This is a genomic window from Agathobaculum sp. Marseille-P7918, from assembly GCF_900625105.1.
Taxonomy (GTDB): Bacteria; Bacillota; Clostridia; order Oscillospirales; family Butyricicoccaceae; genus Agathobaculum.
The window spans coordinates 442,267-456,709 of sequence record NZ_UYYD01000001.1; the positions used below are offsets into that span (position 1 = coordinate 442,267).

Here is a 14,443-nt window from a genome sequence, read left to right on the forward strand (position 1 = left end):
AAGTCATTCCAGACTTTGCTCGTGCAGAACAATTTCCCCTGTCTGGATACTAAAATTCAAATTTTTGCACATGATTTGCGCATCATTTTCCATGTAGAGCAGCAATTACATCTTATATTGCCGTCTTTTGCGCACAAAATACTATCAGCAAAACCCCAAACACAAAAACAAACGAAAAAGGAGAGAAAAAACATGACTAACACGAAAAATGGTTCGAATCAGGGTATGGTTCCGGAAGCGCGCGCGGCAATGGATCGCTTTAAGATGGAGGCGGCAGCCGAGGTTGGCGTCAACCTGAAGCAGGGCTATAATGGTGATCTGACTTCTCGTCAGGCCGGCTCGATCGGCGGTCAGATGGTCAAGAAGATGATCGAATCCTACGAGCAGTCCATGGCAAATCAGGGCTGATCTGAGGCAATAGAAAGCGCGCGGCTTCCGTAAAGCGGAAACCGCGCGCTTTTTCTTAATTTTTTTGGCAAATCAGCCGCGCCATGCAGCGAAAATCTGCTCCGCATCGGTTGCGCTCGGTGCCGCAACCAGCTTGTCTGCCAGTTCCTTGCACTCCGCGTACGAATGCGCTGCCAAGTCGGCCTTGGCCGCCAGCATGGCGGAAGCGGACATGGACAGGTTGGTTACGCCCAAACCGCAGAGCACCGGCGCCATGCCCGGCGTACCGGCCATCTCACCGCAAACACCGACTTCGATGCCATTCTCGTTGGCTGCCTTAGCGGTCATGCCGATCAGGCGCAGCACGCCCGGATGCAGGGGGCGATACAGATAAGAAATCTTTTCATTGATACGATCCACCGCGCAGGAATACTGAATCAGGTCGTTGGTGCCGATCGAGAAGAAATCGACTTCCTTGGCCAGCATGTCCGCACAAACCGCAGCGACCGGAATTTCCACCATGATGCCGACCTTGACGTCCGGATTATGCTCCACGCCTTCGGCAGCCAGCAGATCCTTGGCCTGCTGCAGAATCTGCTTTGCGTTGCGGATTTCCTCAATGGAGGAGATCATCGGGAACATGATGCGCAGATCGCCGTACTTGGCCGCACGCAGCAGCGCGCGCAGCTGGGTCAGGAACAGGTCGGTCTTGTTCAGGCAGATGCGGATTGCACGGTAGCCGAGGAACGGGTTCTGTTCCTTCTCCAGCTCCAGTGCGGGCACTTCCTTATCGCCGCCGATATCCAGCGTACGAATGATGACCGGCTTGCCCGCCATGGTCTCGCACGCCTTCTTGTATGCTTCAAACTGCTCTTCCTCGCTCGGCAGATCGTCGCGGTCCATAAACAGGAACTCCGAGCGGAACAGGCCAACGCCTTCGCCGCCCAGCTCTGCCACGCGGACTGCGTCGTCCGGCGTGCCGATGTTGCCCTCGATCACGATGCGGCGGCCGTCGCTCGTCGCACCCTGACGATCCTTGAACTTGGCCAGCATCGCCTTGCGCTCGTCCTCCGCCTTTTTCTTTTCGGCAAACTGTGCCAGCGTCTCCGCATCCGGATCGACAACCACTTCACCTGCCACGCCGTCGAGCAACAGATCCGAACCGTCTTCGATGTCATCCACCTTGTCGCCTGCACCCGCGATGGCCGGAATGCCCATCGAGCGCGCCATAATCGCGGAATGGCTGGTACGGCCGCCAATGCGGGTGATAAAGCCGACCACGGGCTTGGAACCGATCTTCGCGGTATCCGACGGGGTCAGATCGTTGGCAATAATGATGCAGGGCTCGGTGATCGTGTCGATCGCGTTATCCGCAATGCCCTTGAGGTTCTTGAGAACGCGCTTGGAAATATCGCCGATATCGGCTGCGCGCGCCTGCATATATTCATCATCCATCGCGCGGAACATCGCCTGGAAATTCTCGCAGTTGACGAAGCAGGCATACTCTGCGCAGACCTTTTCTTCCTCTACCAGATTGGTCATACCCTCGACAAAATCCGGATCGTCCAGCATGAGCAGGTGCGCATCGAAGATTTCCGCTTCGGCCGCACCGATATTTTTCTCCGCCTCATCCCGCAGCAATTCAATCTGCTTTTTCGCATGCTCTACGGCGTCGGTCACACGCTTCTGCTCGGCCTCGACGTCCGTGATACTATCCTTGACGACCGTCAGATCCTCTTCCTTGATTACCAAGGCTTTGGCGTGCGCAAGGCCCTCCGACACGCCAATCGCTTTAAACTTGAACATAGCCATATCCTCCTACTTTCTTGTATTTCTTATACAAAAACCATATGCATTTCTTAAAATACATTGTATAATATTTACGCTCCCCCGTCAAGGGCACAGAACCTTTTTCAGAAAACTTATAAGAATTGAAAATTTTCCGTGCCGAAACAGCGGTTTTCTGCTATACTTATACCATTCCAAACATGATCATCATACAGGAGGAATGACAACCATGGCAAATCGCTGCACCCATATTCCCGAAATCATGCTGCCTCGTGAGGGCACGGATCTTTCCAAATGGGCAGTTATCGCCTGCGACCAATATACGTCCCAGCCTGAATACTGGGCCGAGACCGACCGCACGGTCGGCGACGCTCCCTCGACGCTGCGTCTGACGCTGCCCGAGGTCTATCTGGAACAGGACGACGTTGCCGAGCGCACCGAAAAGATCCACCGCACCATGCAGGCGTACGTCGCAGACGGCACGCTGCGCACCCTGCCCGCCGGCGTTATTCTGACCGAGCGCTGGTCTGGCGGCTCTTGCCCGCGCCGCGGCATTGTGCTCGCGGTCGATCTGGAAGCTTATGAATACACCCCGGGTTCGGCTTCGCTCATCCGCCCGACCGAAAAGACCGTGGTCGAGCGCATCCCGCCGCGTCTGAAAGTCCGTCAGGGCGCATGCATGGAGCTGCCGCACATCATGATCCTGATCGACGACCCCGACCGCAAGATCATCGAGCCGCTGTTTGACAAAACCGCGTCGTTTGAAAAGGTTTATGACACCGACCTGATGCAGAACGGCGGCCATATCACCGGCTGGTTCATCCCGAAGGGCGCCCAGACCGATGAAATCGAAGCCGGGCTGGAATCCCTGTGCGACCGCGAGACCTTCAACCGCAAGTACGGCTGCACGGATGCACAGGCGCTGCTGCCCTACGCGGTCGGCGACGGCAACCACTCGATGGCGACCGCCAAGGCCTACTGGGAGCAGGTCAAGGCCGGTCTCTCTCCCGAGGAACAGGAAAACCACCCCGCGCGCTATGCGCTGGTCGAGGTGGTCAACATCCACGACGAAAGCCTGATTATCGAGCCGATTCACCGTATCCTGTTCGGCGCGGACGCCGACGAACTGCTCAGCGGCCTGACCGCGTTCTATGCCGCGCAGGGCTGCAAGGCCTATGTTGCGGACGAAGCACCTGCGGACGCCGCCGCGCACATCTTCCCGTTCTGCGCCGCGGACAAGGCCGGCGTGCTCGTGGTGGAGAACCCCAAGTGGTCCATTCCGGTCGCGACCATGCAGACCGCGCTCGACGCCTATCTGGAAGCGCATCCGTCTACGCGCATCGACTATATCCACGGCGCGGATGTGGTGTGCAATCTGGCCGAAAAGCCTGGCAATCTGGGCTTTATCCTGCCGGACATCGCCAAAAACGATCTGTTCCGCGGCGTTGTCTTTGACGGCGTGCTGCCGCGCAAGACCTTCTCCATGGGCGAAGCGCACGAAAAGCGCTACTACATGGAAGCCAAGACGATCGTCAAGTAATTTCCCCGGACTCTGCGGACGCAGCCTCATCGGCTGCGTCCTTTTTTGTCCAGTCGAGCACCGCCTCGTCCGCTTCCACGCGGCACAGCACGAACGCAGGCGCAAGGGCGAACGGCCGGTCGGGCGCAAACGCACAGTGCAGGCGGATGCCTTGCTTCATGCGCTCCGCGCACACTTCCCCACTGTCCAGCAGCGCGTCCAGCACGCTGTCCCCTGTCCGCAGGGACGGCTCCGGCGCGGGCGGCGCATCCGACATCGGTTGTTCACGCTGCGGCGCCGGGTCGGCCGCCTTCTTCGGTCCGTCCATCTGCTCCGGTGCGTCCGGCGGGCGCGGACGTTCGGCCAGATAGAACGCCATGGGCGGCCCGTCCGCACAGCCCGCAGCCTTGAGCGTCTCACGCGACAGATGCCGCCGCAGCTGCAAACGGCCGTTTTCCGGCGCGGGCAGACCGACCAGCAGCGGCGCTCCGCCTGTTTCCCCATAGCAGCGCAGCAGCGGCGCATCCGGCGGCAGAACGCAGTCCACTTCAACCTGTACGCCGTACGCATCCGGCTCCCACAGCAGCCAACCCGCCCGCTCTCCCGCATATGTGACTTCAGCCCGCATCGGCCCGCACCTCCCAAACAAAAAAACGCGTATCCTAAATCAGGATACGCGTTTTGCATTGCCGATATGCCTCAGCCCTGCACCGAGCCGAGACCGAAACTGACCGCCAACGCTTCATCCACATGACGCATCGCTTTCTCGTCCAGCGACCCCATTTTCTCGCGCAGCCGCCGCTTATCCAGCGTACGGATCTGCTCGGTCAGGATGATGGAATCCTTGGTCAGGCCGTAATTGGGGGCGCCGAGCGTGATATGCGTCGGCATTTTGGCCTTGTTGATCTGCGATGTAATGGCGGCGGCGATCACGGTCGGGCTGTACCGGTTGCCTACATTGTTCTGTACGATCAGCACCGGGCGGATACCGCCCTGCTCACTGCCGACCACCGGACTGAGATCGGCATAGTAAATATCTCCCCGTTTGATGCTGGTATCCACGTTGGTTCACACTCCGATGAAATAGATTTGCGGTTTGTCCGCAAACCTATTTTCCCCGCGCAGAGAAAAATTATAACAGCCGTCTGTCAATTCGCACCTGTGCGGGCGGGAAATTCTTCCCGTTTCATCTTATGCAGCGCACCGCCCGGTGGTCAGCCCAAATAAAACCGGGGCACGCGGCTGCTCGCCGCGCAGATAACTTCGTACGAAATCGTGCCCGCAGCTTCGGCGACATCCTCCGCCGTCCAGACCCCCGGCCCGAACACGGTTACCTCGTCGCCGCGGTGCACATCCACGCCGTCCGGCACGCGCACCATGCACATATCCATGCAGATGCGGCCGAGCACGGGCGCCTTGCGCCCGCCGAGCACCACATGCGCCTTGCCCGAACCCGTGCGCAGGAAACCGTCCGCATAACCGATCGAAACCACCGCCACGCGGGTCGGCTCGTCCGTTTCATAGGTGCGGCCATAGCTGATTGTGGTGTGCGCCGGGATATCGCGCACTTGCACCACGCGCGCCTTGACCGTCATGGCGGGCCGCAGATCCAGCATGGGCGGCACGGACGTGTCCGGGCGATACCCATACAGGATGATGCCCGCGCGCGTCATCGTGCAGTGCATGCTCTCATAGCTCTGGATGGCGCCGCTGTTGGCACAGTGCCGCAGCGGCAGTTCCAGACCGTGGGAAGCCAAATCATTGCACACATCCGCAAACCGCTGATACTGCAATGCGGTATATGCCTCGCCTTCCGGCACATCGGCAACCGCAAAATGGGTAAAAATCCCCTCGGAAACCAGCCCCGGCAGCGCGGCGCAAGCCTCAATGCGCTGCACGGTCCGCTCGCGCTCCCACCCCGGGAAGCCAAGGCGGGTCATGCCGGTATCCAGTTTATAGTGCACGGTCAGCTTTTCGCCCGTGCGCACCGCCGCATCGCTGAGCAGCTGCGCGGTCTCCTCGTCATACACGGGCGCGGTGATATGCTCGCGCGCAATGGTGTCCATATCGGCTTCGTCCACATAACCCAGAATCAGAATGGGCTTTGTGATGCCGTTTTCACGCAGTTCCACCGCTTCCGGCACGGTTGCCGCCGCGAAATACGGCGCGCCCATCGCTTGCAGACGCTGCGCGACCGGCACGGCGCCGTGTCCGTATGCGTCCGCCTTGACCACGCACAGCACAGGCGATTTCGCCTGCTGGCAGATCACACGGTAATTGTGTTCGATCGCGCCCAGATCCACTTCGGCCCAGGTGCGGTGTTTGCTCGGTTCCATAGTTTGTTCATCCCCAGATTTATGTTTCCCGGTACTCTGTCACCTGAATTTGCAGCACCCGCTCGCCGTCCGCGTACAGTTCGGCGCAGACCGGCTGATAGTCCTGCTCGGTGAGCCATACCTGTTTTTCCACCTTCCCATCCTCGCCGTTCTGCTCATACCGCAGCACCAGCAGTTTGACGCCGTCCGCGCTTTCCGTCCAGATCTGAGTCGGCTCCGCGCGGCGCAGATCGTCCAGCAGGCAGAACCACGCGTCGGCAGGGGTCAACCCCTTGCGCTGCGGCATCGCGTCATCGAGCGCAAGGCCGTCGTATTGCAGCGTGAAGGAGGCACTGTCCGTGCCCGCGATCGTGCCGCCGATCCCGGCAAGGCTTTCGGGCGCGGTGATGATGAAGGTGTCGTTATCCTCCTTATTATAAACGTAATCCTCCTCATATTCCAGTACGGATTGCTCCAGATCGGATAAAATTTTCAGATGCACTTCCATTCCGGCGAGTTCCTCAAAATGCGTGCGCACGGAAGTCCCGTCCGCCGCCGCACCGCCGCAGCCGGTCAAAACCGCCAGCAGCAGCCCCATGCAAAGCACCCGTTTCAGGTCACCACTCCCTTGTATTATACCGTTTGAGCAGGCCGGGCAGCTCCTGCAGCATGTCGCCCGGCGTCATGCCGTATTCGCTCAGCCGGTTTGCCGCCGCGTCTCCCGCGCGGCCATGCAGCCACGCGGCCGCACAGGCCGCCTGCACCGGTGCGATCCCCTGTCCGCACAGCGACACCAGCATGCCCGCCAGCACGTCCCCGCTGCCGCCCTTGGCCATACCGGGATTGCCCGAATGGTTGCGGTATATGGCGCCGTCCGGCGCAAAAATACGCGTGCGATGGCCTTTATAAAGCAAAATGCAGCGGTTTTCCTGTGCAAAAGCGGACAGTTCCCCGGTTTCCGGCTGTTTCAGGCCGCTCAGGCGTGCAAACTCCGCCGCATGCGGGGTCAGCACGACCGGCTGCGCCGTCTGCCGTAATACATCTTTATGCGCGGAAATTGCGTTTATGCCGTCCGCATCCAAAACCACCGGACAGACTGCGCTTTGCAGCAGGCTGCATACGATCTCCGTGACCGCTTCCGACCGCCCGAGTCCGCAGCCCACGAGCACCGCGTCCGCCCGCGCAGCCAGTGCGGTCAGTAGTGGCAGCGCTTCGCGCGACAGCATTCCGTCCGCGCCGCACGGCATCGGCCGCACGACCGGCTCGTTCAGCTTGACCGCCAGCACCGGCCACGCCTTCTCGGGCGTCGCCAGCGTCACCACGCCGCTGCCCATGCGCACCGCACCCTGCGCGGCAAAATAGGCCGCGCCCGTATAGCCCGCCGAACCGCACACGCACAACACCCGTCCGAACGCGTTTTTATCCGCGTCCGGCTGCCTGCGCGGCAAAATCCCATCCACATACGCCTGATCGATCTCAATAAACTGCTCTTGCATGCCGCATCCGCTCCTGTTCCTGCCGACTCTGTCTGCCTCCAGCATAGCACCGCGCCGCGCCCGGCGTCAAGTTTGACGCGGGATTTTGACCGCTCTCCGGTCCCGTTTGCCGCGCGCCGGAATACAATGAACCGAGGAGGTGATTTTTTGCCCATCCGTATTTTCATCGATCCGGGACACAACCCGACCGGCCCGAACACCGGCGCGGAGGGAAACGGCCTGCGCGAGCAGGACGTCAACTATGAGGTCAGCATGTATCTTGCCGACCTGCTGCGCGCCGACCCACGCTTTTCCGTGCGGCTGAGCCGCAACAGCCCGACCGAGATCCTCGGCACGAGCAACGCGACCAGCCTTGCCACGCGCGTGAACATGGCCAACAGCTGGCCGGCGGATTACTTTATCAGCATCCACTGCAATTCCAACGTCAACCCCGCCATCAACGGCACCGAGGTCTACGTTTATCAGCAGAACACGCAGCCCTACTGGCTGGCGCAGCATGTGCTGCAAGGAATCGTCAACCGCGTCGGCACCAAGGACAACGGCGTGCGGCTTAATCCCAGCCTATATGTGCTGCGCCGCACCCGCATGCCCGCCATTCTGGTCGAACTGGCTTATCTGAGCAACGAAGCAGACGCCCAAAAGCTCCAAAACGACCCCTATGGCTTCGCGCAGGGGATCTATAACGGTATGCTCAGTTACTTCGGGCTCAGTCCCTTATAAACGCAAAAAGGTCTTGCCGCAAAGGCAAGACCTTTTCCTTATTCCGTTTTCAGAATCCGCCCGTCACGCCGAGCACCTCGCCGGTAATGAACGAAGCGCGCTCCGAACAGAGGTACAACACGCTCTGCGCCACCTCGTCCGCGGTGCCGATCCGGCAGAGCGGCGTTTGCGATGCCAGCTCGCGCATGGTTTCCCGGCTGTGCATGGCGTTCATGTCCGTATCGATCACGCCGGGCGCCACACAGTTGACCCGGATCCCGCTCGGCCCGAGCTCCTGCGCCAGCGATTTTGTCAGCCCGATCAGCGCCGCCTTGCTTGCCGCATAATGGCTCTCGCAAGAGGCGCCCATCTGGCCCCAGATAGACGAGATCGTCACGATGCTGCCACGCTTGTGGTGCAGCAGGTCAGGCAGCGCGGCACGGATGGTGCGCACCGCGCCCATCAGATTGACGTCCAGCATGCGCTGCCAATCCTCGTCCGTGATGTCCTGAAACAGCTTCTGCTCCGCAATGCCCGCGTTGCATACCACGGCATCCGGCGCACCGAAATGCCCGCGCACCTCGCTGTACGCGCGGCTGACCGCCTTATCGTCATGCAGGTCGGCGCACAGCGCCAATGCACCGGTCTGATCCGCCAGCGCACCGGCCAGTTCGCGGCTCACCTGATAGGTAAACGCGACCTGCCAGCCCGCCGCGGCAAACGCATGCACGCATGCGGCACCGATGCCGCGCGAACCGCCGGTGATAAAAACCGTCTGTGCCATCAGATCGCAACCGTCTGCTGGGCTTCAAACAGGCACTGGTTGAGGTCCTTTTTACGGGACAGGCCCTCTTCAATATCGATATCGGTCACCTGATTGTCATTGGAAACCACAACACGGTTGGTCTTGCCTTCCATCAGAGCGCGCACCGCGGCATATCCCATGCGGGTCGCCATAACACGGTCCTGCGCCGTCGGCGAACCGCCGCGCTGGATGTGACCCAGAATGGTCACACGGGTATCGATGCCGGTCGCCTCGTGGATCTGGTCGGCAACGTCCTGCGCGGAGCCGTAGCCCTCCGCCACGATGATGATATGGTGGTTACGGCCTTTGATGCGACCGATGCGCATCTTCTCCACGATATCGGTATCGAAATCCAGCTCACGCTCGGGCAGGCAGATCGCGGTCGCGCCAACCGCACAGCCAACATGCAGCGCCAGATGGCCCGCGCGGCGTCCCATGACCTCAACCACCGAGCAGCGCTCGTGCGACTGCATGGTATCGCGCAGTTTGTCGATGCATTCGATCGCCGTGTTGCACGCGGTATCAAAGCCGATCGTGTAATCCGTGCAGACGATGTCGTTGTCGATCGTGCCGGGCACGCCGATGCACGGCACGCCCTTGCGGGACAGCGCCTGCGCGCCGCGGAACGTACCGTCGCCGCCGCAGCAGATCAGGCCGTCGATGCCGAGGTATTTGCAGGTATCCGCAGCCTTCTGCAGACCTTCCTCGGTCATCATCTCCTTGCAGCGCGCGGTATACAGCATTGTGCCGCCGCGGCGGATGATGCCGTCCACGCTGCGCGCACCCATCTCGATGATGTCGCCGTTGATCAGGCCGCTGTATCCGCGCCGGATGCCGAGCACGGAAATATCATTTGCGGATGCGGTTCGAACGACCGAACGAATCAATGCGTTCATACCGGGGGCATCGCCGCCGCTGGTGAGTACGCCAATTCTGCGAATCTGCTTGTCCATAATGAGCCTCCCTGTATCAAACCATAAAAAAATTTAAGGCTAATAATTCTTCTATTTTATTATAACATCCTCTTCCCCCAATAGGAAGCGTAATTTTTCGAGAAACGGAACATCCGGCTGGCACCAGTATCGCCGCGCTGCGAGCGTTTTCTTTTTCGTGTCCGTCGGGTACAGATAAACCGGTGTATCACCCGGCTGCGTGACCAGAATCGACTTGATCTGCGGCCATTCGTCGCTCTGCATGCTGGAGATGCGCAGATACAGCTTTTGCGGCGCCAGCTTTGCCGCCTGCGCGTCGGTGTAAACCGATTGCTGCGGATGCTCGCGCGACTGCATGCTGTCCACGGCCGCTTCGGTCAGCGGCTGCGCTTCATTGAGAAGGATTTTGGGCGCTTCGTCCTCGCGCGCATCGATCTTACCGGTCAGCAGCACCGCGCTGTCCTCGGTCAGATAGGCGCCGCACTGCTGGAGCGAGCGCGGGAATACCACCAGTTCAATGGCGGCAGACTCGTCCTCCACCGTGACATACGCCATCATCGAGCCATTTTTAGTGGACTTAAGCCGCACCGCCGTGATGACACACGCCAGATGCACGGTCATGCCGTCCTTATACTTGGGCTGCGCGTTTTCACCGGACAGGTCGTCGATGATCTGCCGGACGGAAGCTGCCTGCGCCCGGCGCGCCAGATCGCGATATTCGTCCATCGGATGGCCGGACAGGTACAGGCCGGTCGTTTCCTTCTCCATCGCGAGCAGTTCACGCTTGGAGACCTCCGGGATGTCAGGCAGCGCGATCTGCGTATCCTGCACCGCGTCGTTGCCCATGCCGAACAGGTCCATCTGCCCTTCAATGTTCTTTTTGCGGCTCTGCGCGATCGCATCCACCACCGCGCCCGCGATCTGGATCAGCTGGCTGCGGCGGTAACCCATGGAATCAAAGGCACCGGCTTTGATCAAACTTTCCAGCGCGCGGCGGTTGAGTTCACGGTCATACATGCGCTCGCAGAAGTCCTGGAACGAGGAGAACAGTCCGCCCGTCTCGCGCTCGGACACCAGCTGCTTCATAAACGAGCGGCCAACGCCCTTGACGGCGGCCAATCCGAAGCGGATATCGCGCCCGGAAACCGAAAATCCGTCAAACGACTCATTCACATCGGGCGGCAGCACGGAAATGCCCATTTCGCGCGCAGCCTGAATATATTCCGAAATCTTATCCGAAGAGTCAAGCACGCTGGTCAGCAGCGCCGCCATATATTCCCGCGGATAATGACACTTGAGGAAAGCTGTACGGAAGGAAACCACCGCATAGCACACCGCATGCGCCTTGTTGAATGCGTAGTTGGCGAAATCCATGATCTCGTCGAACAAGCTCGCGGCAACGTCCTCCGGTACGCCGCGCTTGACCGCGCCGTCGATGCCGAGTTCCGCATTGCCGTGGATGAAGTTGACGCGCTCCTTTTCGAGCTCCTTCATCTTCTTTTTGCTCATCGCGCGGCGCACCATATCCGCCTTGCCGAGCGAATAGCCCGCGAGGCTCTGGAACACCTGCATGACCTGTTCCTGATAGATCATGCAGCCGTAAGTGACCTTGAGGATGGGCTCGAGCAGCGGATGCTTATAAGTCACCTTTTCCGGGTGATGGCGGCACTCGATATACCGCGGGATGGACTGCATCGGTCCCGGCCGGTACAGCGCCACGACCGCGGTGATATCCTCGATGGATTCCGGCTGCAAGCCGGTGACGACGTTGGTGATGCCCGCGCTTTCCAGCTGGAACACGCCCATCGTCGAGCCGCGGCCGAGCATTTCGTAGGTCGCCTTGTCGCTCATGTCCACCTTTTCGATGCTGAAATCCGGCACATGGCGGCGGATCATCTTTTCCGCGTCCGCGATGACTGTCAAGTTGCGCAGGCCGAGGAAGTCCATCTTGAGCAGGCCCAGTTCTTCGAGCGTGGTCATGGTAAACTGCGTGACCATCTGCTCATCGTTGCGCGCGAGCGGCACATAGGTGTCCACCGGGTCCTTGGTGATGACGACGCCCGCCGCGTGCGTGGACGCATGGCGCGGCATGCCTTCAAGCGCGCGCGCCGTGTCGATCAGCTCGCGCACCTGCGACTTCTCGTCATACATCTTTTTGAGTTCCGGATTGACCGAAAGCGCCTTGTCGATCGTGATGTGCAGCTCATTCGGCACCTGCTTGGCAACCACATCGACCTCGTTATACGGAATGTTGAGCGCGCGGCCGACGTCGCGGATCGCGCCGCGCGCCGCCATCGTACCAAAGGTGACGATCTGCGCGACACGGTCCTTGCCGTACTTGTTAGTGACATATTCAATTACCTCGGGGCGGCGCACATAACAGAAATCCACGTCGATATCCGGCATGGACACGCGCTCCGGGTTGAGAAAGCGTTCAAAGTAAAGCGAATAATGGATGGGGTCCAGATCGGTGATGCCCAGGCAATAGGACACGATCGAGCCCGCCGCCGAACCACGGCCCGGTCCAACCGGGATGCCCTGCCGCTTGGCGTAGCCGATAAAGTCGGACACAATCAGAAAGTAATCGACAAAGCCCATGCGCGAAATCATGTCGATCTCGTACTGCAAGCGCTTGCGCACCGTGCCGTCATCGTTCGGATAGCGCACGGCAAAGCCCTCGTCGCACAGCTTTTGCAGATACTCGAGTGCGGTATACCCTTCCGGCACGTCAAATTCCGGCAAATGATATTTGCCGAACTCGAATTCGACCTGACACCGCTCGGCTATCTTGACCGTATTTTCCAGCGCCTCCGGATGATCCGGGAACAGCGCCGCCATCTCGTCCGCGTCCTTGATGTAAAATTCTTGCGTCTCGAACTTCATGCGCGTGGGATCGTCCACCGTTTTGCCCATCTGAATGGACATCAGGACGTCCTGAATGCGCGCGTCCTTTTTGGTCAGGTAATGCGCGTCATTGGTCGCGACCAGACCGATACCCAGCTCTTCCGCGAGCTGGAACAGCCCTTCGTTGACCTTTTTCTGCACCGCGATGCCGTGATCCTGCACTTCCAGATAAAAATGATCGCGGTCGAAAATCTCGAGGAACTGCTCGCACAGCTCATAGGCGCCGTCCATATCGCCCTCGGCCAATGCGCGCGGAATCACGCCCGCCAGACACGCCGACAGGCAGATCAAGCCCTCGCTGTGCTGCCGCAGCAGCTCCATATCGATGCGCGGTTTCATGTAAAACCCTTCGGCAAAACCGAGCGAGACCATATGGATCAGGTTGCGGTAGCCGGTCATATTTTCGCACAGCAAAATCAGGTGGCTATGCCACTCACCGTTTACATAGCTGCGGTCAAAGCGGGAGCGCGGCGCCAAATAGACCTCGCACCCGATGACCGGATGGATGCCCTTGGCCTTGCAGGCGCGGTAAAAATCGATCACGCCGTACATGACGCCGTGATCGGTTAGTGCGCACGCGGTCTGGCCCAGCGCCGCCACACGGTCCACCAGCCCCTCGATGCGGCATGCGCCGTCGAGCAGGCTGTATTCACTATGCACATGCAGATGCGCAAATGGTACCATTTAGTCCTCCTTAGACGCAAATTCTGTAATTTTCTTGAGCCGGTGGCTCAGTCCCGGCTTGGAGATCGGCGGATCGAAGCGCTGCGCCAGTTCTGCCAGCGTATCGGTCGGATAGGCAAGCCGCAGGCGCACGGTCTCGCGCAGGTTTTCCGGAAATGCCTCTTCGCCGTGCGTATCCAACACCGTGCGGATGGCCGCGATCTGCCGCGCAGCCGCGTCCGCGGTTTTGACAAGGTTGGCCGTCTCACAATTGACCTGCCGGTTGATCGTATTGCGCAGGTTTTTCTCCACCTTGGCTTCCATCAGCGCCATCGCCGCGTGCGGCGCGCCGATGCGCGTGAGAAAATCCTCCACGCTTGCGCTGTCCTTGAAATACAGCAGGCAGCTGCCGCCGCGATGCGCCAGCTTAGGCGACAGCCCCAGATCCAGCATCAGGCTCATTTCCTCGCCCGCGAGGCTCTGATGTCCGCTTTTCATCTCCAAATGGCTTTTCTTTTCCGGCCCCGCAACCGTGCCCGCCATCAGGAATGCGCCGCGCAAAAAAGACGCAAGACAGCATGCCTCTTCCAGCTCGTTGCGGTTGAGGTGATAGGTGACGTGGCTTTTGCGGTCATAACCCAGTGCATCGAAAATGCGGCCGATCTGCGCTGACTGGTCGAGCACGATCTGATATTTTCTGCCCTGCCGTTGCGGTTCGCACTCGACAAAAAACGCGCGCTGCAGCAAAGCCTGCAAGCGGCGCGCAACCACGGCGTTCTCCGTGGACAGCCGGATCTCCCGGTGCGAGAAAACCGACGCATGCAGCAATGCGCCGTACGCCTCCGCCCGCGTGCAGCACGCACGCTGCATCGACACACGGCACAGCTCATTTTTTACTTCGCTTGAAAAGGACATACCTTATGTTCCCCGTTTTC

The 14,443-nt window shown here is 59.9% G+C and carries 13 protein-coding genes; 3 read left to right on the forward strand and 10 right to left on the reverse strand.

Features of this window, described 5'->3' with window-relative positions:
- Positions 1-192 precede the first annotated feature (192 nt).
- Positions 193-408, forward strand: a complete 216-nt coding sequence (locus EJL02_RS02085; RefSeq protein WP_125114751.1) for an alpha/beta-type small acid-soluble spore protein — start codon at positions 193-195, stop codon at positions 406-408.
- 72 nt (positions 409-480) lie between these two features.
- Here EJL02_RS02085 and ptsP read toward each other — a convergent pair whose 3' ends face one another.
- Positions 481-2,193: a phosphoenolpyruvate--protein phosphotransferase gene (gene ptsP, locus EJL02_RS02090; RefSeq protein WP_125114752.1), complete on the reverse strand. Its 1,713-nt coding sequence runs from the start codon at positions 2,191-2,193 to the stop codon at positions 481-483.
- Between the two features lie 211 nt (positions 2,194-2,404).
- Here ptsP and EJL02_RS02095 point away from each other — a divergent pair, with 211 nt between their 5' ends.
- Positions 2,405-3,715 (forward strand): DUF1015 domain-containing protein, encoded by a 1,311-nt coding sequence (locus EJL02_RS02095; RefSeq protein ID WP_243114375.1) that lies wholly within the window; start codon positions 2,405-2,407, stop codon positions 3,713-3,715.
- Here EJL02_RS02095 and EJL02_RS02100 read toward each other — a convergent pair.
- The 5 genes from EJL02_RS02100 to EJL02_RS02120 all read right to left on the reverse strand — a co-directional run bounded on the left by EJL02_RS02100 (position 3,708) and on the right by EJL02_RS02120 (position 7,505).
- The gene (locus tag EJL02_RS02100; RefSeq protein ID WP_125114754.1) at positions 3,708-4,322 is read right to left on the reverse strand and encodes a hypothetical protein; all 615 of its coding nucleotides are present in this window, start codon (positions 4,320-4,322) and stop codon (positions 3,708-3,710) included. The two genes, EJL02_RS02095 and EJL02_RS02100, sit on opposite strands and share 8 nt — an antisense overlap.
- A 71-nt stretch (positions 4,323-4,393) precedes the next feature.
- Positions 4,394-4,756, reverse strand: a complete 363-nt coding sequence (locus EJL02_RS02105) for a type II toxin-antitoxin system PemK/MazF family toxin (RefSeq protein ID WP_125114755.1) — start codon at positions 4,754-4,756, stop codon at positions 4,394-4,396.
- A gap of 152 nt (positions 4,757-4,908) precedes the next feature.
- On the reverse strand, positions 4,909-6,030 hold the full coding sequence (gene alr / locus EJL02_RS02110; RefSeq protein WP_125114756.1) for an alanine racemase: 1,122 nt from the start codon (positions 6,028-6,030) through the stop codon (positions 4,909-4,911).
- 19 nt (positions 6,031-6,049) lie between these two features.
- Positions 6,050-6,607, reverse strand: a complete 558-nt coding sequence (locus EJL02_RS02115; protein WP_125114757.1) for a hypothetical protein — start codon at positions 6,605-6,607, stop codon at positions 6,050-6,052.
- Positions 6,608-6,626: 19 nt separating this feature from the next.
- The gene (locus tag EJL02_RS02120; protein WP_164510237.1) at positions 6,627-7,505 is read right to left on the reverse strand and encodes an NAD(P)H-hydrate dehydratase; all 879 of its coding nucleotides are present in this window, start codon (positions 7,503-7,505) and stop codon (positions 6,627-6,629) included.
- Between the two features lie 147 nt (positions 7,506-7,652).
- Here EJL02_RS02120 and EJL02_RS02125 point away from each other — a divergent pair, with 147 nt between their 5' ends.
- Positions 7,653-8,225 carry an N-acetylmuramoyl-L-alanine amidase family protein gene (locus EJL02_RS02125; RefSeq protein WP_125114759.1) on the forward strand — a complete coding sequence of 191 codons (573 nt, stop codon included), beginning with the start codon at positions 7,653-7,655 and terminating at the stop codon, positions 8,223-8,225.
- Between the two features lie 49 nt (positions 8,226-8,274).
- Here the strand turns inward: EJL02_RS02125 and ymfI are convergent, their stop codons facing one another.
- The 4 genes from ymfI to whiA are packed head-to-tail and all read right to left on the reverse strand — an operon-like array spanning position 8,275 to position 14,423.
- Positions 8,275-8,988 (reverse strand): elongation factor P 5-aminopentanone reductase, encoded by a 714-nt coding sequence (gene ymfI, locus EJL02_RS02130; protein WP_125114760.1) that lies wholly within the window; start codon positions 8,986-8,988, stop codon positions 8,275-8,277.
- Entirely contained in the window at positions 8,988-9,962 is a 975-nt protein-coding gene (pfkA, locus tag EJL02_RS02135; RefSeq protein WP_125114761.1) for a 6-phosphofructokinase, read from the reverse strand. Before pfkA ends, ymfI begins: the two co-directional genes overlap by 1 nt.
- A 51-nt stretch (positions 9,963-10,013) precedes the next feature.
- Positions 10,014-13,529 carry a DNA polymerase III subunit alpha gene (locus EJL02_RS02140; RefSeq protein WP_125114762.1) on the reverse strand — a complete coding sequence of 1,172 codons (3,516 nt, stop codon included), beginning with the start codon at positions 13,527-13,529 and terminating at the stop codon, positions 10,014-10,016.
- Positions 13,530-14,423, reverse strand: a complete 894-nt coding sequence (whiA, locus tag EJL02_RS02145) for a DNA-binding protein WhiA (protein ID WP_125114763.1) — start codon at positions 14,421-14,423, stop codon at positions 13,530-13,532.
- Between the last annotated feature and the right edge of the window lie 20 nt (positions 14,424-14,443).